Below are 18,660 nucleotides of genomic sequence, written 5' to 3'. Positions count from 1 at the left end.
GTTTAACGAGAAAAAAGTCCTTTGTTGGTTAAAAAGCTTTTATTTCCCGATTCATGACATTTATTTTAAAGTGAAGGAACTTGAGCCTGAAAAAGGAAGTATCAATAACTCCAACTTTGTTAATGATAGCAGATGAGGAGGTGTGATACTATGGCAAAAGATGTTCTATGTGAAGTGAATAATTGTAAATTTTGGGATTCTGGAAACAAATGTAGTGCAGATGCTATTTATGTAGTTAGTAATAAAGGGAAACAAGCATCTAATAGCGAAGAAACTGATTGCAAAACATTTGATCCAGAAATTTAAATCATTGGGGGTAACCATCATACTGGTTACCCTTCTTTATTTATATTATTGATAATAATTATCATTTTCATTCAAGATTATAGAAATTCATTTTATTTTTTTTTCATGACCACGAGAGATTGATCGATATCCTCGAGAGATTGATCGATATCCTCGAGAGTTAGTGCGATAAACTCGAGTTAGAGCGATAAATTCTGAGTTTGGGCGATAAATTCAAGAGTTTGAGCAATTTACTCGTGAGTTTGGCTGTTTTACTCGTGAGTTTGGAGCTGTTTACTCGTGAGTTTGAGCAATTTACTCGTGAGTTTGAGCAATTTACTCGTGAGTTTGAGCAATTTACTCGTGAGTTTGGCTGTTAACTCGTGAGTTTGAGCAATTTACTCGTGAGTTTGGCTGTTTTACTCGTGAGTTTGAGCTGTTTACTCGTGAATTTGGCTGTTTTACTCGAGAGTTTGAGCAATTTACTCGTGAGTTTGAGCAATTTACTCGTGAGTTTGAGCAATTTACTCGTGAGTTTGGCTGTTTACTCGTGAGTTTGAGCAATTTACTCGTGAGTTTGAGCTATTTTACTCGTGAGTTTGAGCTGTTTACTCGTGAGTTTGAGCTATTTTACTCGTGAGTTTGAGCTGTTTACTCGTGAATATAGCTGTTTTACTCGTGAGTTTGATCGATTACTTTTGAAATGGTCAGCCCATCACCGATTGGAATCAGCAGGGATTCTAATTGAGGATGATTGGCCACAGTTTCATTGAATGTCTTCATAAATGCAGTATAATGTTTAGGTTCAGCATCCTGATCCGCCACACTGCCTCCCACAAGTACGTTATCCATGACGATTAAAGCACCCGGTTCCGCCAGTCTAATGCAATATTGCAGGTAATTTTCATAATTGTCCTTGTCAGCATCTATAAAGAAAAAATCAAATCGCTGGTTATCACCAACGAGTTTTTCAAGGCTTTGCAAAGCTGCTCCGGTCATATATGATACTTGATCGCCAAAGCCAGCTTTGGATAGATTGGCATAAGCTAACTTTGCGTATGACTCCTTTAATTCAAGGGAGGTTAATTTTCCTTCGCTGCCGAATCCCCTGGCAAGGCAAATTCCGCTATAGCCCCCAAGAGCTCCTATTTCCAAAACATTTTTAGCTCCTGAAATGGATATAAGCATGGTAAGAAGTTTTCCAGATGAGGGAGATACCGATATGGACGGCATTCCATTTTCTTGTATGGTCGTAATGACTTCTTCCAAAAGAGCATCTTGGGTATAAAACAATGAATCGATATAACTGTTAATTTGTTTCATTCATTTCAATTCCTTTCTCATCATTATTGGAAGTTTCCTTTTCTTCACTTTTCTTATAGGCTGCCTCACTTTCTTGTATTTCAAATAATTGAATAAATTCGTTGATTAACATATCAATGGCTTTCAATTCACCGACTAAGATTTGGTTTATGGATTGAAACTCTGGTTTATCTAATTGCTCCTTGATGGTCGAACGTTTAAGATTCATCATTTCTAAAAAAACAATTGCCCTTCCACGGCGAAACGTTTTTGGACCACGATGGTGTGAACCATGGTCTTTTCCTTTGTAATGCTCTCTGTGATGTCCATCTTTCTTAGAATCCTTGAATTTTTCATTTCTCATGTTAAAACCTCTTTCTGTGTATACGATTGTATACATATCGTTATGTTTATTATCGTATACAATCGTATACATATTGTCAATTTGGATTCAAATATTTACGCATATCGTGGTATGCTTGGTAAATTTAATATTAAGAAATGTATGATCTTCAAGCTTACATGTAATTCTTTTATTTATAAGGTCCAGTTAAACAAAGAACCCGTTTATATCTTCTGGAAAAACATCATTATAAAAAGTAATGGTAACAGGCTAAATGAATTCCATAGAATAATCCTATAGTAGTCTAGTGAAGGGAAGTAAAAAATATACGTCTTATTTATTAAACCTACATACGTACATGAACGAAAAAATCTTAAACAAGTGAATGCCGTAATGTGCACAAATGTTTATAGAGTATATTGTTGTGCAGTCCATGTGACAACAATCGGACTTAGAAACGATTCATTTTCAATAAGAAGTAAGATATCGTAGAAGCAGGGAGAGGGATAAGAGAATGTTTTTAGATGAAAGAAGCGCCAATTTACTAAAACTATTACAGCATTCGCCCATTTCAAAAATGAAAGAACTTGAAGCACAAACCGGTCTGACAAGAAGGCAAATACAATATGGCCTGAATAAAGCGAATGACTGGCTCCAATTTCAAGGATATCAGCCCATTCAATATAAACGTGAAACAGGCTATTCCTTTTCTGGAAACATCAGAGATGAAGAATTGAACGTAAAACTGACAAAACGCAATTATATATTTTCAGAGACAGATAGAGAAAAAGTTTTTTACCTCATGATTTTACTAAGCCAGGAAGAATTATCCGTCTATCATTTCCAATCGATCACAGGGCTTTCTCGAAATACTGTGTTGAAAGATTTAAAGCGGCTTAAGGAGAAAAACAGGAACATAGCGCTTAAGATCGAGTATTCCAAACAAGATGGTTACGTGATGAAGGGTGAAAGTCGATTAAAGAGATATATCATCGAACATCTCGTACATGATGTACTGAACAGCCCAAATAGTGAATTGATCTTGGAGTGCATATGGGGAAATCAAGAAAAACAAATAAGCTCAATCCGGTTACAGCTTGAAAGAATCGAGCGTAAATTGGGCATTACCTTTACGGATGAGCGGCTTCATGAACTGACATATTTGTTTTTATGTACAGATCAGCTCATTGGAAAAGGAGAAGAATTACAATCTGATCAGAGCTGGGCGCCTTTTGTTACAACTGAAGAATATAAAATGGTTGAGGAAATGACCAAAACCGATGCTTTTCAATCAGTATGGAGCGAAACGGAAAATTTATACGCAACCTTACATTTACTAAGTATGAATAGAACGAAGGATATTTCCCCTCTTAAGGATGATGAAGTCATTCAACATCTTTTGCAGGAGATTGTGGAAGAGTTTGAGAGATTGGCTTTTGTTCATTTACATGATAAAGAACAGCTATGCCAACAATTGTACGTTCATTTTAAACCGGCTTATCATCGTCTAAAATATGGGCTCCCACAAATGAATCTGATGACAGAACGGGTGCAGAAGGTCTATCCTGAACTGCATCATCTGACCAAAAAATCTCTATGGTTATTAGAAAAAGAGATTGGCCGTTCAGTATCTGAAGAAGAAATAGCATACTTTACTATTTATTTTGGCGGATGGCTGCGCAAGCAAGGGACAACATTGGATGATCGAAAAAGGGCGATTGTTGTATGCCCGAATGGTATAGGAATCAGCAATATTCTCATTTATACATTGAGAGAATTGTTTCCGGATATTTTATTTTTGGATGTTCTGTCTGTTCGAGATGCCGCTGATTATCGACTGTCGTACGATCTTGTTTTTTCAACGGTGCATATGAGAACAAAAGCAACTTTATTTGTTGTACCGCCTATATTAGAAATGCAGGACAAACATAAGCTGCGTCAGCAAGTCATGCAGGAATTGTATGGGTATACGACGGACAATGTAGATGTTGCAGCATTATTAAAAGTCATTTCCAAGTATGCAACCATTCATGAACCGGATCAGCTTGAAAAGGCACTTCAATCAAATGTGTATAATCACACACCAAAAGTAACCCAATTTTCTTTAAAGGAGGCAGAGAAGCCTGTGTTAGAAGAATTACTCAACTTACAAACGATTCAATTACAGTCGCATGTTTCAGATTGGAAAGAAGCCATTCAAGTCGCAGCCAAGCCACTCGTAGATTTAGGAACTGTGGAAGAGCGATATGTGGAAGCCATGATTAAGGCTATAGAAACGAATGGACCATATGTGGTCATCACGCCTGGAGTGGCCATACCTCATGCGCGTCCGGAGCAGGGAGTTCGCTCTTTATCCATGAGTCTGTTGAAATTGGACGAACCTGTGGACTTCGCACCAAATAAACCGGTCCGGCTGATTATTGTTTTGGCAGCTGTAGATAACGATTCGCATTTACGGGCATTAATTCAGCTCACTCAATTATTGAATGAACCAGCTAATATTGAGGAGATTTTACAGACTGCAGATAAATCTGTGCTTATGGAGTATGTTCATAAATATTCAAAGGAGGAAGCGGAATGAAAATCATGGTAGTGTGCGGAAACGGATTAGGCAGCAGTTTCATAATGGAAATGAATGTGAAAAAAGCATTAACGGAAATGGGAAAAACAGCTGATGTAGATCATACAGACCTTACATCTGCAAAAACAGTGCAAGCGGATATTTTCCTTGGAGCAGCGGATATTGTAGGCCAGCTAGATGATGGAACCCGAACAATCGTTACGCTTGAAAATATGATGAGCATTCCTGAAATCAAATCTAAATTAGAGTCGCATTTAGGATAAAAAAAGGAGAGATTGATATGAAGAAAATCATGGTAGTGTGCGGGAACGGATTAGGCAGCAGTTTCATAATGGAGATGAATGTGAAAAAGGCATTAACGGAAATGGGAAAAACGGCGGAGGTAGATCATACAGATCTAACATCCGCAAAAACGGTACAGGCGGATATTTTCCTTGGAGCAGCGGATATTGTAGGTCAACTTGATGATGGGACCCGTACAATTGTTACCCTGGAAAACATGATGAGCATTCCTGAAATTACATCGAAATTAGCGTCACATTTATAATAAAAAACAGAATGAAGAGGGGGAGAGGCAATGCTGGAACTTATCATGAATGACATCTTAGGTACACCTTCCATACTAGTAGGGCTGTTTGCTCTCATTGGCTTGCTGTTACAGCGAAAGTCCAGTGCTGATGTTGTATCTGGAACGCTAAAAACAGTTATGGGCTTCATTATCATTGGAGCGGGAGCGACAGTACTTGTTGGCGCCCTTGATATTTTTAGTCAAATGTTCGATCATGCGTTCAATGTTCAAGGCGTCATACCAAATAACGAGGCCATTGTCGCAGCAGCACAAAGTGATTTTGGTACTTCGACTGCACTTATTATGGTATTTGGTATGGTTGTCAATGTTTTACTAGCTCGTTTCACGCCATTTAAATATATATTTTTAACTGGCCATCATACATTATTTATGGCTTGTTTAATTGCGGTCACCCTGTCGGTCGGAGGGCTTAACGGTGTTCCGCTTATCCTGGTCGGTTCTATTATATTAGGGGTATGCATGGTGTTGTTCCCTGCTATCCTTCAACCATACGTACGGAAGATTACCGGAAGCGATGATTTTGCCATCGGCCACTTTGGGACGATCGGGTATTTTGTTTCCGCGACTGTTGGAAAATGGTTTGGAAATAAGGAAAAGACGACGGAGCAGATTAAGGTTCCTAAATCTTTAGGATTTTTAAGGGACACTTCAGTCGCTGTATCACTTACGATGACATTGTTCTTTGTGATTGTTGCGTTGTTTGCGGGTCAAGACTATATTGAAACGAAACTATCCGGTGGTTCTAACTTCATCGTATTTTCATTCATCCAGGCCATTACATTTGCGGCCGGTGTGTACATCATTCTTGCAGGGGTGCGGATGTTAATTGCTGAAATCGTTCCTGCCTTCAAAGGGATTGCGGATAAAGTGGCGCCTGATACAAAGCCTGCGTTAGATTGTCCAACCATCTTTCCATTTGCTCCAAACGCAGTGATCATCGGGTTCTTATTCAGTTTTTTAGCTGGACTATTATCCATGTTCCTTCTTCCGGCAATAGGATTAAAAGTTATCGTTCCAGGGCTCGTACCACATTTCTTTACTGGGGCAGCTGCCGGTGTATTTGGAAATGCTACGGGTGGCCGACGTGGAGCGATGCTAGGATCATTTGCCAACGGTATCATTATTAGTTTTCTGCCTGCGGTTCTCTTGGTCTTCTTAGGAGATGTAGGGTTTGAAGGTACCACATTTGGTGATTCAGACTTCGGTGTGGTTGGACTCTTAATTCTAAGTATTATGAAACTATTAGGATTATCTTAATCTGATATTGAATAAGGAAAAAATCATATATCTGCCAACAGCCTAAGATCTTATAGATAGTAGGCTGTTGGCTTTTTTATTACATAATAGAAATGTATGAGGTGATGGTATGGATTATAAAGTAATTGTGCTAGATTTGGATGGCACGACACTGAATGAAATGAATACAGTGAATGAGACACTGAAAAATTACTTAATCGAACTTAGAGAAAGTGGAAAGTTGATTTTTATTGCAACGGGAAGAACGTTAAAAGAAGTAAGAGACGTTTTGCCGGCTGATTTGAAAGTGGATGGAATGGTAACTGCGAATGGAATGTCTGCATTTATTGGAAAGAAGCAGATTGTCGAACACACTCTGTCGCCTGAACTTGTGGAAGAATTGGTCGCCAAAGCAGGAGAGGGAGAGATTTATTACGAAGTTCATCCTAACAATGGATCACGGATGGCATTACTTAAAGATAAAGTCTTTATGGTTAAACAGGGTATGGGGCACAAGCCTGCAACAGTCGAAGAAAATGAATGGCTATCTTGCAAAATCTACTCCCTAGAAACATAGATTCTCAGTTTCCATAAAATTGCTAGCTTATGAAGTTAACACGAACGATTATTTTAAATTTTTTTACCAATGAAGTCCAGGTATCTTTTCCGCGTTTTACTCATGGGACTTCTAAAAGAAGATGGATAAAAATCACAATCTTATATGTAAGTACAGAACCTATTTTGATTAGCTCTATTTCAAAATGGGTTCTTTCTGTTTGATGATAAGGGGGCAATTTTTCTAGGTTTATTTGGGACAGTAATCTTACTGGGGATTTGGATGGCCGTGAACGTGTTTCAAAGAAGAGGAAGAAAGAAATGGAGAAAATCGAAGTTCAGAAATTGTAATGTTCTGTTATAGAGAGTGGATAACTTAATTCATTAAATGATCAGACTATTTATAAGTTGGTTAGGGAATATGACAAGGAATCTTAAAAAAATCATCATACAATAGAAGAAACTTGTCAAAAAGAATCCTTTGCAAAAGGCAGCATCTCACCAAGTGATCTTAAGGATCATGCTCATCAATTGCAACCATTTCTATCTGATTCCAAAGATTTTCTAATCTTTTTGATAATATAACCAACAAAAAGGGGATTCTTCAAGCAAAACCACTGTTTACGGTGGTTCAGCTTGAAATATTCAGATAAACCACCTACTGTTCCTGATGATAAACTTTTAGGGAAATAATTATTTTGTGGTTCTGGAGCGAAAATAAACAGATAGCAAAAACAAAATAATCTCAGTTAATGGATTATATAATCATACTTAAAGTTGAATTTTTATGATTAGAATATTCTGTATTTTGGTTATATCTATTTATTTTGTTGAAAAAATTTGAGGTTGATTAAGAATCCATTACGGCCTTAGCCCAATGAATCTCTTGTCACATATTGTTTATAGCAGTTTCCTTCCAATTCTCGCTTAGCTCTAATAAAAGCAATAAATTGTATCATTTCCTCTTCAGAAAGAGATATTCCATCGACAGCCAGCTCCAAATTTAAGGGATCCGTTAATTCCATGAATTGAACGGACTCTGTGGAAATCTCTTTAGGCAGAAAAGTTGAATGTTCAACTCTACCTAGAATGTAGTCAATCGAAGTCTCAAATAAATCAGCCATTGACTTAATAGATTCTAATGATGGACGACGATATCCGGACTCGTAACCTGCATATGTACTCTTGGCAATCCCGAGTCGATCAGCGGTGTATTGCAATGACCATCTTTTTTTCTTTCTTAATGAGATAATTCTGTTTAATATCATGTTCCAGTACTCCTTCTTTTTCTTATTCTTATACCATTATAATAATATAAAATGTACGCGAAGCGAATAATATTTTGCTTGATTTCCCTCTTTTATAAAATTATAATACAAATAGCGTTCGCGGAACGCGAATTTTAATGAAAAATGCATTTATTTCTGTCGTTATACTTATAGTAATTGTAAATACCGATATAGGTAAGTTATAGAGGAGGTATAATTATGAAGAGGTTGATGCTTCTCACGACTGGTGGTACAATTGCTTCGTTAGAAGGGAAAAATGGACTGGTTCCAGAGATGAAAGCTGATGAAATTTTAGGTCATCTACCGGGTTTGGATTTACTCTGTCAGATTGATAGTAAGCCTTTGATGAATATTGATAGTACAAATATGCAACCGGAATATTGGTCTGAAATGGCAAAATCCATCCATGAACACTACCATGATTACGATGGCTTTGTAATCACCCATGGGACAGATACAATGGCCTACACTTCAGCTGCGCTCTCATATATGTTACAAGATGTAGAGAAACCAATTGTGGTTACAGGGTCTCAAATCCCAATTGCCTTTAAAAAAACAGATGCCAAAAGAAATATCTCGGACGCAATTCGGTTTGCTTGTGAAGGGATCGGAGGAGTATATGTAGTTTTTGATGGTAGAGTCATTCAGGGAACAAGGGCTATTAAATTGAGAACGAAAAGCTATGACTCGTTTGAAAGTATTAATTACCCTTATGTTGCTACTATATATAAAGATAAAATAGAGTATAATAAGTCTGTTCATTTATCAAAGAATAAGGAAGTTAAATTAGATACTTCCCTTTGTACAGATGTTGCTTTGGTAAAGTTACATCCTGGAATTAAGCCAGAATTCTTTGATTTTCTGAAAAACGAATATCAGGGGATTGTAATAGAAAGTTATGGAAGCGGCGGTATTCCATTTCACGGAAGAAACATTTTGGAGAAATTGAATGAATTGGCAGAGTGTGGAATATCTGTTGTCATTACTACTCAATGTTTAGAGGAAGGGGAGGATATGGATATATACGAAGTGGGGCGTAAAGTAAATCAGAATGTAATCATTCGTTCCAGAAATATGAATACAGAAGCCATCGTTCCTAAATTGATGTGGGTATTAGGCAAGACACAGGATCCACAAAAGGTGAAGGAAATGATGGAAACACCAATTGCAGAAGATATTACATTTTGAAACATGGGGGAGCAGGGGAAATGATGATAGACGAGAGAACATGCCGAATTGAGAAAGACTTTCTAGGTGAAAAGGAAATACCAGCAGATGTTTATTATGGAATACAAACTATGCGCGCTGTAGAAAATTTTCCGATTACCGGTTACAAAGTCAATGAAGAAATGATTCGTGCACTAGCCATGATAAAAAAAGCAGCCGCTTTAGCAAATATGGACACAAAACGTTTGTATGAAGGAATTGGAAGCGTTATCGTTAAAGCTTCAGATGAAGTGATCGATGGAAAATGGCATGAATATTTCATCGTTGATCCAATTCAAGGTGGCGCGGGTACATCGATGAATATGAATATCAATGAAATCGTTGCGAACAGAGCGTTAGAATTAATGGGGCACGAAAAAGGTGACTATGCAAAAGTTAGTCCAAACAGCCACGTTAACATGTCGCAGTCAACCAATGACGTATTTCCAACTGCTATTCATTTATCAACACTACGACTATTAGAGCAGTTAATAAAAACAATGACAAAGATGGCGTCAGTATTAAAGGCAAAAGCAAAACAATTTGATCATGTTATCAAAATGGGCCGTACACATCTTCAGGATGCAGTGCCAATTCGTCTCGGCCAAGAATTTGAAGCATATAGTCGCGTGCTAGAACGAGATATAAAAAGAATTAGTCAATCACGTCAGCATTTATATGAAGTGAATATGGGAGCAACAGCTGTTGGAACTGGATTAAATGCAGATCCACGTTATATCGAAAATGTTGTTACTTATTTAGCTGAAATTAGTGAATTGCCACTTGTAGGTGCAGAACATTTAGTAGATGCAACACAAAATACGGATGCCTATACTGAAGTGTCAGCTGCATTGAAAGTATGTATGATGAATATGTCTAAAATTGCTAATGATTTACGTTTGATGGCATCAGGGCCAAGAGCTGGGTTAGGTGAAATCTCGCTTCCGGCACGTCAACCAGGTTCATCAATAATGCCAGGAAAAGTAAATCCAGTAATGCCAGAATTAATTAATCAAGTTGCTTTCCAAGTAATTGGGAATGATAATACGATTTGCTTAGCATCAGAAGCAGGACAATTAGAATTAAACGTAATGGAGCCTGTACTTGTATTCAATTTATTGCAATCAATTAGCATTATGAATAATGCATTCAATGTCTTTACAGATTATTGTTTAGAAGGTATTGAAGCGAATGAGCAACATTTAAAAGATTATGTCGAACAAAGTGTTGGAGTGATTACAGCAGTCAACCCGCACCTTGGTTACGAAGTGGTTTCACGTATTGCACGTGAAGCGATTTTAAAAGGCAAATCAGTTCGCGAACTTTGCTTACAGTATGATGTGTTAACAGAAGAAGAATTAGATTTAATTCTAAACCCTTATGAGATGACAAAGCCTGGTATTGCGGGTGCTTCTCTTTTCGATCGAGAATAACTTTAATATATAGAATTTTTATTGGAAGAACTATGCCTATTATGCCCTAAAGGTTAAAGGCATAGTTCTTGATTTTTTATTCTTAATTTGAACTTTTGAGTTAGCCTTTAGTGAAGGCTAACTTTTTTTTAGATTTAGAAGCTATTTTGGGGGCAGCATTCTACCAAGACCCCATAGAAACGCATTGACTACTCCTAGAATTAAAGGCTAAGGAAACTAGGATGTTTCTGATATTACGTCCTTTGTTCAGAAATTTAGGGAAATATCATAGGCAAGTGTAGTATAAATTTAACTTGTACATGACATTTGTCATATGCTAGTCATGACACCAGGTACTAACAATGTCATTTTCCTTCCTTTATAATATGAAGTAACAACAAAAACAAAAGGAAGTGCATTTGAATAATGACCATACAAAATACTAAAAACTTGAGAAAACAAGTTGCTCCTTTTGAACAATCAACCACAAAGGAAAGTATATGGCAGATTATCAATACGTTGGGGCCATTTATTATCTTATGGTACTTAACCTATATAAGCCTTTCCGTTTCTTATTGGCTAGCATTAGTTCCAGCCGTGATAGCTGCTGGCTTCTTGACACGAATTTTCATTATTTTTCATGATTGTACCCATCATTCATTTTTTAAAAGCCGTCGTATCAATAGAATAGTGGGGACAGCTATGGGTGTTTTAACGTTATTCCCGTTTGATCAGTGGGGGCATGAGCATTCTGTTCATCACGCTACAAGTGGTAATTTAGATAAGCGAGGTACGGGAGATATTTGGACACTTACGGTGGATGAATATTTGGCAGCACCACTTAAACTACGTTTAGCCTATCGTTTTTATCGCAATCCATTGGTAATGTTCGGAATAGGTCCAATTTATGTTTTCCTTCTTAAAAATAGATTTAACCGAAAAGGTGCTCGAAAGAAGGAAAAAATGAATACCTATTTGACGAATGTACTAATCGTTGTTTTAGTAGGATTACTTTGCTTGGCAGTTGGTTGGCAGTCGGTTCTTTTAGTACAAGGTTCCATATTCTTAATATCAGGTTCAGTAGGCATTTGGCTGTTTTACGTACAGCACACATTTGAGGATTCTTATTTTGAAGAAGATAAGGAATGGGAATATGTAAAAGCAGCAGTGGAAGGAAGTTCTTTTTATAAGCTTCCAAAACTGATGCAATTCCTTACTGGTAATATCGGATACCATCATGTGCACCATTTAAGTCCAAGGGTACCTAACTATAAACTAGAAGAGGCACATAATAATACCCTTCCTTTAAAGAACGTACCAACGATTACTCTTGCTACAAGCTTGCGGTCAATCCGTTTCCGCCTGTGGGATGAGGAAAATAAGAATTTTATTGGCTTCAAAGATTTAAGATATGTAGCGGAAAAAAGTGTTTCTGCTAAAGTGAAATCTGAGATATAACTGCCCCATTTATGGACAGACTCCCCTTGATTATAGGGGGAGTCTTTGATTAATATAAAACTACTGCCCGGTAAGGAGAGAACTTAAATGATTCGAATTGTAATTGCAGAGGATCAGGAAATGCTGTTAGAGGCAATGAGTTCCCTACTTAATTTTGAAGAAGATATTGAAGTTGTCGGGCAAGCGCGTAATGGAGAAGAGGCACTTACACTTGTGCACCAATTACAGCCGGATGTTTGTATCATGGATATAGAGATGCCTGAAAAGAGTGGACTTGAGGCAGCAGAAGCTTTAAAGCCATTTGATTACAAAGTAATTATTTTAACAACTTTCAGGAAAAATGGTTATTTTCAACGTGCGTTAAAAGCTAATGTAAGAGGATATTTATTGAAGGACAGCCCAAGCGACGAGTTAGCCTGTTCGATTCGCAGTATAATGGATGGAAAGCGAATTTACTCCCCCGAACTTATAGATCATGCTTCCAACTATAATGAACAGGAAATGGGAGTGTTAGGACTGTTGGCCGATGCTCAAACCACAATTGAACCCTCTAATCAGCAAAGTAACACAATTGGGACTGTAAGAAAATATTTTTCAACAATCAAAGATAAAATGAAATTACCAACCGGTTAGAAATTATTAACTTCACCCAAAAATAAACAACTTCTCAGGAATCTACTTGTGAGATTTATGTTGTAATAGATTAAAAATTCTTTTTGAACTCTTTTTCTATTGTGGAAAGGAGTTTTTGTTTTTTTTATGACCAAAGGATAAGAATAACGGGTCGAAATCCTTCAAAAAACCGCATGTATGCTGTCCAACACTTTGCTTAATGTGTCATCCATTACCATACATACACTTATGTAAAATTGTTGTAGCTTAGGTAATATGAAAAAGGTTTCTGTTTTGGTTGGAATATCAGATTAAGAGATGGCAGAACATAAAGGAAATTAAAAGGAACCTGAATCAATCGGTTCCTTTTGATTTTTCCTCATATTGTAAAATCTGATTAAGAGCATACGTGAAGGTTTATTCGTTAATAATTTTCAACTCTTTCAGAACATCTACTGTAATCGTCTTTGCTTTGCTTCCGCTTCCGTTAATGTTCGTTGCAAAGGCCCATTTTCCTTTCTCTGTTTCGATGTAACCTACATACCAGCCTAACCCTAGGTCAGAAAGGCGTGTACCTGTTTTTCCGTGGAGAACATATGAGTCTGCTTCTTCATTAATCATGATTCTTTTTACTGTTCTCATATGCTGTTTATCAAGGGGCAGTTTTTCTTCTACGAGGTTCTCCATAAAATGAACTTGTTCTTGGGCAGATATTTTTATGCTGCTGTCAAGCCAGAAATGATCAATCCCACCGGATATATCCTGGTTACCATAATTGATTCGTTTCACGTATTTCTGCATATCCTCTGCACCAATATCCCGGGCCATATCTTGATAATACCAGATCACTGAATGTCTCATGCCTGAAGCCAGCGTATGATCCCTATTCCAATCCTCAAATTCCCTAAGTACACCATCCCAGCGCTTCACTTCATATTCATCATGTACGGCTTTTGTCTGTAAGCCGATTAATGCATTTGGCACTTTAAAAGTCGATTCTGGAGTAAAGCGCACTGTACTTCTCTTTTTGTTATAGATATATACCGTATCAGATTTAATGTTTTGTATTACGGTTGTCCCTTGTACCCCATCGAACGATTCCCCAACTTGCAGTACTTTCACCTTCTGGTTGTTTGCACTTACTTGAATGCTGCTCATTGAACCACTAAATAGGAGTACAATAAGCATTAGAAATACCTTTAGGATTTTCATTTCACACTCTCCTTAAAGTCATGGATTGATGGATCAGCAGCAATGCAGGCCTTCATTACTGCAATCAAAAATAGTTAACAAGATTTGATAGCTAAAGTATACTTATTTCCGTTGAGAAACTAAACGATGTTTTTCTTATGCTGTGCCCATACAGATTAGAAGGGAAGGGGAAAATAGTGAGGATATACGAGGAGATTATCGAGGTCATTAATCATCGGGTAGCGCAAGGTTTATTGGGGACAGGGAGCAAGCTGCCTTCTATCAGGGCTTTATCGGACGAGCTCTCTTGCAGTAAAAACAGTGTGATCAAGGCGTACCAGGAAATGGAGAATAGACATTTAATCTATTCTGTTCCCAAGAGCGGTTATTATGTTGTCGAGGACTACTCTTTTCGCCAAAAGGATCACATAGAGAATAAGAAAATAGATTTTTTGTCTGCAGGTCCCGATAAACATTCAATGCCATATCTTGACTTTAAACATTGCATTAACCAGGCGATTGATTTATATAAAGAAGAAATGTTTTCCTATTCAGAGATTCAAGGATTGCGTTCGCTTCGTTTAGAGCTAGTGAAGCATTTACAGGACCTCCAGGTTTTTACCATACCCGAAAGAATATTTGTTGTAACTGGATCTCAACAAGCCCTTCATCTTTTTGTCTCACTTCCATTTCCCAACGGAAAGAATAATATTTGCATTGAACAGCCAACACATACTGGATTCATTGAATCTCTAAAACATCAGAATGCTGTTGTTTATGGAATAGAGGTAACGAAAACTGGGATAGATTTGCATGATTTGGAACAAATATTTAAACAGAATAGCATCAAGTTCTTTTACATAACTTCAAGGTTTCATAACCCAACTGGTTACAGTTATTCGAATGCTGAAAAAAAGGAGATTGTGGAATTGGCACAACAATATGATGTCTATATCGTTGAAGATGATTATATGGGAGATCTTGATTTCAATTTGAAGCAGGACCCGATGTTTGCCTATGATACCTCAGGAAGGGTTATCTATACAAAAAGCTTTTCTAAGATATTACTTCCTGGTTTGAGGCTGGGCCTGACAGTCATACCTGACTCGATGAAAGAAGTATTTTTGCAGGCCAAATTTGCTGCAGATTTACATACCCCGGTTCTTACACAGGGTGCACTAGAAATTTACTTCAAAAATGGAATGTTTCATGCACATATAAAAAAAATGAGGGAGATGTATAGAAACAAAGGGAGGCTATTACAAACAGCCTATAGAGATCATCTGCCATCTTCTGCTTCTTTTTCCGGTTCATTATCGGGTTTTTATTCAACCATTGAATTACCTTATCCTCTAAAAGCTAAACATCTCATTGAACATTTAATGATGGAAAGTGTGTATGTGGACGATGTTGGAAAAATGTACATGCCAGAATGTAAAAAAGAAAATGTTATTCGACTTAGTGTTTCTCAAATTGAAGATGATTCTATCAGTATTGGTGTACAAAAAATTGCCGATTCTATTAGGAAACTTCTTAAACAGAGAAACATGTCTATATAAATTTATGTAAAATATGACTAGGTGACAACTAATTAACTCAAAGGACCTAATTTAGAATCTGTTTCTGGGAATGGTGAAGAGCAGTCTTAGAAAGCAGAATAACTCTAAAGAATAGAAGATAACTAGCTAAATTAAACCTCTATAAAATTCTGAGAAAACGGGAGATTACACTTTATATTAAGGGAGTATCGTGTAAATAGATCTGCTATACTTTATTATTAAGATACGTATGAAGCTCGCTTTATTTGTCGTAAAGGTTCCTAGAAGTTTATTTGTTTATAGCTAAAGAATTGTATTTGACACGAGGTGATTAATAATGAAGCTATATCATGATTCACAGTTTATCAGGGGTACCTACCTTAAAAGAGATCAAATTTCCTCATATGAAAATTTCCCACTTAATCTACCTGTAATTAAGCACTTGCAAGAATTAACTTTTCATCCCAATGTTACTTATATTATAGGTGAAAATGGAATGGGGAAGTCAACCTTGCTTGAAGGGATTGCTATTGCATTTGGATTTAACCCAGAAGGTGGAACTTTAAATTTTAACTTTTCCAGTTATGATTCACACTCGAATTTAGAACAATATCTCCGTTTAAAAAAGGGGGTATATAAGCCGAAGGATAGTTTTTTCTTTAGGGCGGAAACCTTTTATAATTTAGCTACAAATATAGAGGAATTAGACAAGGAGCCATCGAGTGGTCGGAAAATTATAGATTCCTTTGGAGGAAAATCACTTCACCAACAATCTCATGGTGAATCGTTTTTTTCAGCTTTTATAGAACGATTTCAAGGCAATGGTCTGTACATCCTCGATGAGCCTGAAGCAGCTTTGTCACCACTGAGACAAATATCGATGTTAGCCAGAATAAATGAACTTGTTAATCAAGGGTCCCAGTTCATCATTTCCACCCATTCTCCGATAATTATGGCCTATCCAGATGCTAAAATTATTGAAATAAAAGAGGGTGGATTGAGTGAAGTAACTTTAGAGGAGTCCAATCACTATTTATTAATGAAACAGTTTTTTGAAGATAAAGATCGGTTGCTTCATCATCTATTCCAATAAGTGTAGCTTCAATGTTCTTTTACTAACGGGTGCTTTACTACAATTAGGGAGGTTGCTGAGGCGACCTCTTTCTTATGCAACTAAAGGGGCAGGTTAGCTGAAGAAGGAATTTTCACATTTTTACTTGAATATATCTAGGAAAAGACTATAGATGGAGGGCTGTTTATGGCATTAGTTTCAATCTATACTGTTGGTAGGCTAAACCACCCCTATGACCACCCTGCCTCTCGTGAATTTTTTCAAGTGGGAAATGAAGTATATCGTCAGGCAACTAAATCAGGACTTATAGAGGCGTTTTCACCTGAAGGAGTCCCTTTCCCAGACGAAACCGTAAAGGGAAATGGTTCTCCTATTCTCACACTAACTGTATGGAGAAGCCTTCAATCCTTATATCGCTTTACCTATTCAGGACAGCATATGCAAGCATTACGAGATAGAAGCAGATGGATCGAGCCATATCCAGAGAAACACCTTTCTTATGTAGTTTGGTGGACAGAAAAGGAGACGGATGTCTCATGGGAGGAGGCCTTCAAGAGATATAACTATTATATTCAGCATGGTCCCACTCCTTTTGCATTTGATTTTAAGCATGCATTTGATGAAAAAGGAGAGACGTTCTTGATTAAGTAGCAGGGTTACCCTTTATTAATTGGGAAATTATCCATTGATAAAGTATCAAACTAGAAAAAAGCTAATCAACTATTACGGTTTTACTGGTACGCATATTTCGCAATAAGGGTTATTAATTATATCACCAGTGTATCTTTCCAAGATGGGCTTGTTATCAATTTGATATCCATAGCTTTGTATAGATGGAAAAATTTCAGCATATGCTTTTTGAATATCTTCTGCTGACCTAAACTAATTCTTCTTAAACGAACTGTTTCGATACTTCAATAATGAAGTGTCGCTTTTTTCTTGTAGAGCAAATGGGAGTGAATAGTTCAGTAATTTGCACGCTCGAATATAATGAAAAAGGGATGTAGTTTTTTTATCGCCAATGCCAATGAAAGGTGTAATGATCAAATACTTAAGATGAAAGGAAACCTTTATTTATGGTACAAACTTCAAGATTCATTTCTAGAGCTGCTGTTCGCGGATCTGCAAGTGGTTTACTATTCATGGCGTTTTTCGGTACGCTTTGGGCAGGCACAGGTGTAATGGGATTGCAAGGTTGGGGATTTCCTTACGTGGAGTTAGCTGCTGTTTTCGTAGGTATTACGTTGATTATTGGTGGGATTTCATTAATACGAGCATCAAAACGATTATCTAATCAGGTCTCACAAGAAGATGCCAGGCGCTGGAAGCGTATAAGGTTTTGGTTTAACATAACCTTCATTGCGGAAGGTTTGGCAATCGGGATTGCAATTGCCATCTGTAACGCAACTAATTTTACTGATCTAATACCGGCAATTATCGCCTTAATTGTGGGTATTCATTTTTTACCTTTGGCGCATCTTTTTCAATTAAGAATCTACTATGTTACCGGATTACTTCTCTGTTTACTTGCGATTATTACATTACTGGTTGTGCCTGAGAGTGTCACGCTGTTTGAGCATCAAATCATTGCACCGTTGTCGATAATCGGCTTCGGCTCCGCACTAATCCTTTGGACAACTGGATTGACGATATGGCTAAAGGCTAAAAAATTGCTAGGTATCGTCCCGCAATTATAACCTAAATAGTGAGACAGGACTTTACTTCGAAAAAGTGCGTCTATTGTACAAAAAAGTGAAATGAAGAGTAATTTCCTTATACAGCTAATTGGGAAGGCGTGAATAAAACTTCCTAGCGCCATACCAAAAGCCACTGAATTGGCAGGCGATCTAAACACGATGATTGAAGAGTTTATCATGACAGATGAAATTTGAGAAAAGGTGAAGGACGATCCATATGAAGTCATTATCAAAAGCAAGGATGACGAACGAATGACTTAAAGGAAGAGGGACTGTCTTATATAAAATAAGGCA

The 18,660-nt window shown here is 37.2% G+C and carries 17 protein-coding genes and 2 pseudogenes; 14 read left to right on the top strand and 5 right to left on the bottom strand.

Features of this window, described 5'->3' with window-relative positions:
* The first annotated feature begins 150 nt into the window (after positions 1–150).
* Positions 151–306: a DUF1540 domain-containing protein gene (locus AKG34_RS27175; RefSeq protein ID WP_082527361.1), complete on the top strand. Its 156-nt coding sequence runs from the start codon at positions 151–153 to the stop codon at positions 304–306.
* A 651-nt stretch (positions 307–957) separates the two neighbouring features.
* On the opposite strand, the gene AKG34_RS19825 is transcribed toward AKG34_RS27175, so the two are convergent.
* Together AKG34_RS19825 and AKG34_RS19820 are read right to left on the bottom strand one after the other, a co-directional pair.
* Positions 958–1,608 (bottom strand): O-methyltransferase, encoded by a 651-nt coding sequence (locus AKG34_RS19825; protein ID WP_053347690.1) that lies wholly within the window; start codon positions 1,606–1,608, stop codon positions 958–960.
* Positions 1,595–1,951, bottom strand: a complete 357-nt coding sequence (locus AKG34_RS19820) for a hypothetical protein (RefSeq protein WP_053347689.1) — start codon at positions 1,949–1,951, stop codon at positions 1,595–1,597. The genes AKG34_RS19825 and AKG34_RS19820 overlap by 14 nt, the downstream gene beginning before the upstream one ends.
* A gap of 493 nt (positions 1,952–2,444) precedes the next feature.
* On the opposite strand from AKG34_RS19820, the gene AKG34_RS19815 reads away from it, so the two are divergent.
* The 5 genes from AKG34_RS19815 to AKG34_RS19795 all read left to right on the top strand — a co-directional run bounded on the left by AKG34_RS19815 (position 2,445) and on the right by AKG34_RS19795 (position 6,913).
* Positions 2,445–4,511, top strand: a complete 2,067-nt coding sequence (locus AKG34_RS19815) for a BglG family transcription antiterminator (RefSeq protein ID WP_053347688.1) — start codon at positions 2,445–2,447, stop codon at positions 4,509–4,511.
* On the top strand, positions 4,508–4,774 hold the full coding sequence (locus AKG34_RS19810) for a PTS sugar transporter subunit IIB (RefSeq protein ID WP_053347687.1): 267 nt from the start codon (positions 4,508–4,510) through the stop codon (positions 4,772–4,774). Before AKG34_RS19815 ends, AKG34_RS19810 begins: the two co-directional genes overlap by 4 nt.
* A gap of 17 nt (positions 4,775–4,791) precedes the next feature.
* Complete coding sequence (locus AKG34_RS19805) at positions 4,792–5,058, top strand: PTS sugar transporter subunit IIB (protein WP_053347686.1); 267 nt, start codon at positions 4,792–4,794, stop codon at positions 5,056–5,058.
* A gap of 30 nt (positions 5,059–5,088) precedes the next feature.
* Complete coding sequence (locus AKG34_RS19800; protein WP_053347685.1) at positions 5,089–6,357, top strand: PTS ascorbate transporter subunit IIC; 1,269 nt, start codon at positions 5,089–5,091, stop codon at positions 6,355–6,357.
* Between the two features lie 109 nt (positions 6,358–6,466).
* On the top strand, positions 6,467–6,913 hold the full coding sequence (locus AKG34_RS19795) for an HAD family hydrolase (protein WP_053347684.1): 447 nt from the start codon (positions 6,467–6,469) through the stop codon (positions 6,911–6,913).
* An 847-nt stretch (positions 6,914–7,760) separates the two neighbouring features.
* Here the strand turns inward: AKG34_RS19795 and AKG34_RS19790 are convergent.
* Positions 7,761–8,159 carry a helix-turn-helix domain-containing protein gene (locus tag AKG34_RS19790; RefSeq protein ID WP_053347683.1) on the bottom strand — a complete coding sequence of 133 codons (399 nt, stop codon included), beginning with the start codon at positions 8,157–8,159 and terminating at the stop codon, positions 7,761–7,763.
* A gap of 219 nt (positions 8,160–8,378) precedes the next feature.
* Between AKG34_RS19790 and AKG34_RS19785 the strand changes: the two genes are divergently transcribed.
* From AKG34_RS19785 to AKG34_RS19770, 4 genes and pseudogenes are all read left to right on the top strand, one after another.
* On the top strand, positions 8,379–9,368 hold the full coding sequence (locus tag AKG34_RS19785; protein WP_053347682.1) for an asparaginase: 990 nt from the start codon (positions 8,379–8,381) through the stop codon (positions 9,366–9,368).
* Positions 9,369–9,388: 20 nt separating this feature from the next.
* The gene (gene aspA / locus AKG34_RS19780; protein WP_053348174.1) at positions 9,389–10,819 is read left to right on the top strand and encodes an aspartate ammonia-lyase; all 1,431 of its coding nucleotides are present in this window, start codon (positions 9,389–9,391) and stop codon (positions 10,817–10,819) included.
* Positions 10,820–11,224: 405 nt separating this feature from the next.
* Positions 11,225–12,256, top strand: coding sequence for a Delta(5) desaturase DesA (locus tag AKG34_RS19775; protein ID WP_053347681.1), 1,032 nt, complete (start codon positions 11,225–11,227; stop codon positions 12,254–12,256).
* 87 nt (positions 12,257–12,343) lie between these two features.
* Positions 12,344–12,915, top strand: a pseudogene (locus AKG34_RS19770) (response regulator).
* A 370-nt stretch (positions 12,916–13,285) separates the two neighbouring features.
* On the opposite strand, the gene blaOXA reads toward AKG34_RS19770, so the two are convergent.
* A complete protein-coding gene (gene blaOXA / locus AKG34_RS19765) occupies positions 13,286–14,080 on the bottom strand; it encodes a class D beta-lactamase (RefSeq protein WP_053347679.1) in 795 nt (264 codons plus the stop codon).
* A gap of 137 nt (positions 14,081–14,217) precedes the next feature.
* Between blaOXA and AKG34_RS19760 the strand changes: the two genes are divergently transcribed.
* The 3 genes from AKG34_RS19760 (at position 14,218) to AKG34_RS19750 (ending at position 17,320) form a co-directional block, all read left to right on the top strand.
* Entirely contained in the window at positions 14,218–15,618 is a 1,401-nt protein-coding gene (locus tag AKG34_RS19760) for an aminotransferase-like domain-containing protein (RefSeq protein ID WP_053347678.1), read from the top strand.
* Positions 15,619–15,934: 316 nt separating this feature from the next.
* Positions 15,935–16,690: an AAA family ATPase gene (locus AKG34_RS19755; protein ID WP_053347677.1), complete on the top strand. Its 756-nt coding sequence runs from the start codon at positions 15,935–15,937 to the stop codon at positions 16,688–16,690.
* Positions 16,691–16,855: 165 nt separating this feature from the next.
* Positions 16,856–17,320, top strand: a complete 465-nt coding sequence (locus tag AKG34_RS19750) for a DUF3291 domain-containing protein (protein ID WP_053347676.1) — start codon at positions 16,856–16,858, stop codon at positions 17,318–17,320.
* 72 nt (positions 17,321–17,392) lie between these two features.
* On the opposite strand, the pseudogene AKG34_RS29755 reads toward AKG34_RS19750, so the two are convergent.
* Positions 17,393–17,545 (bottom strand): annotated as a pseudogene (locus tag AKG34_RS29755) (DNA gyrase inhibitor); the annotation flags it as partial.
* Between the two features lie 200 nt (positions 17,546–17,745).
* On the opposite strand from AKG34_RS29755, the gene AKG34_RS19745 reads away from it, so the two are divergent.
* On the top strand, positions 17,746–18,366 hold the full coding sequence (locus tag AKG34_RS19745; RefSeq protein WP_053347675.1) for a hypothetical protein: 621 nt from the start codon (positions 17,746–17,748) through the stop codon (positions 18,364–18,366).
* The last annotated feature ends 294 nt before the right edge of the window (positions 18,367–18,660 follow it).

The organism is Peribacillus butanolivorans, assembly GCF_001273755.1.
In the GTDB taxonomy this organism is placed as follows: domain Bacteria; phylum Bacillota; class Bacilli; order Bacillales; family DSM-1321; genus Peribacillus; species Peribacillus butanolivorans.
This window is presented reverse-complemented; position numbering and strand designations above follow the sequence as displayed.

Bases quoted from the DNA above. Each gene is read 5' to 3' on its own strand.
- AKG34_RS19795 (WP_053347684.1), top strand. From the start codon at position 6,467: ATGGATTATAAAGTAATTGTGCTAGATTTGGATGGCACGACACTGAAT.
- AKG34_RS19815 (WP_053347688.1), top strand. From the start codon at position 2,445: ATGTTTTTAGATGAAAGAAGCGCCAATTTACTAAAACTATTACAGCAT.
- AKG34_RS19820 (WP_053347689.1), bottom strand. From the start codon at position 1,951: ATGAGAAATGAAAAATTCAAGGATTCTAAGAAAGATGGACATCACAGA.
- AKG34_RS19825 (WP_053347690.1), bottom strand. From the start codon at position 1,608: ATGAAACAAATTAACAGTTATATCGATTCATTGTTTTATACCCAAGAT.
- AKG34_RS19755 (WP_053347677.1), top strand. From the start codon at position 15,935: ATGAAGCTATATCATGATTCACAGTTTATCAGGGGTACCTACCTTAAA.
- AKG34_RS19745 (WP_053347675.1), top strand. From the start codon at position 17,746: ATGGTACAAACTTCAAGATTCATTTCTAGAGCTGCTGTTCGCGGATCT.
- AKG34_RS27175 (WP_082527361.1), top strand. From the start codon at position 151: ATGGCAAAAGATGTTCTATGTGAAGTGAATAATTGTAAATTTTGGGAT.
- AKG34_RS19805 (WP_053347686.1), top strand. From the start codon at position 4,792: ATGAAGAAAATCATGGTAGTGTGCGGGAACGGATTAGGCAGCAGTTTC.
- AKG34_RS19790 (WP_053347683.1), bottom strand. From the start codon at position 8,159: ATGATATTAAACAGAATTATCTCATTAAGAAAGAAAAAAAGATGGTCA.
- AKG34_RS19810 (WP_053347687.1), top strand. From the start codon at position 4,508: ATGAAAATCATGGTAGTGTGCGGAAACGGATTAGGCAGCAGTTTCATA.
- AKG34_RS19800 (WP_053347685.1), top strand. From the start codon at position 5,089: ATGCTGGAACTTATCATGAATGACATCTTAGGTACACCTTCCATACTA.
- AKG34_RS19750 (WP_053347676.1), top strand. From the start codon at position 16,856: ATGGCATTAGTTTCAATCTATACTGTTGGTAGGCTAAACCACCCCTAT.
- aspA (WP_053348174.1), top strand. From the start codon at position 9,389: ATGATGATAGACGAGAGAACATGCCGAATTGAGAAAGACTTTCTAGGT.
- AKG34_RS19775 (WP_053347681.1), top strand. From the start codon at position 11,225: ATGACCATACAAAATACTAAAAACTTGAGAAAACAAGTTGCTCCTTTT.
- blaOXA (WP_053347679.1), bottom strand. From the start codon at position 14,080: ATGAAAATCCTAAAGGTATTTCTAATGCTTATTGTACTCCTATTTAGT.
- AKG34_RS19785 (WP_053347682.1), top strand. From the start codon at position 8,379: ATGAAGAGGTTGATGCTTCTCACGACTGGTGGTACAATTGCTTCGTTA.
- AKG34_RS19760 (WP_053347678.1), top strand. From the start codon at position 14,218: ATGCTGTGCCCATACAGATTAGAAGGGAAGGGGAAAATAGTGAGGATA.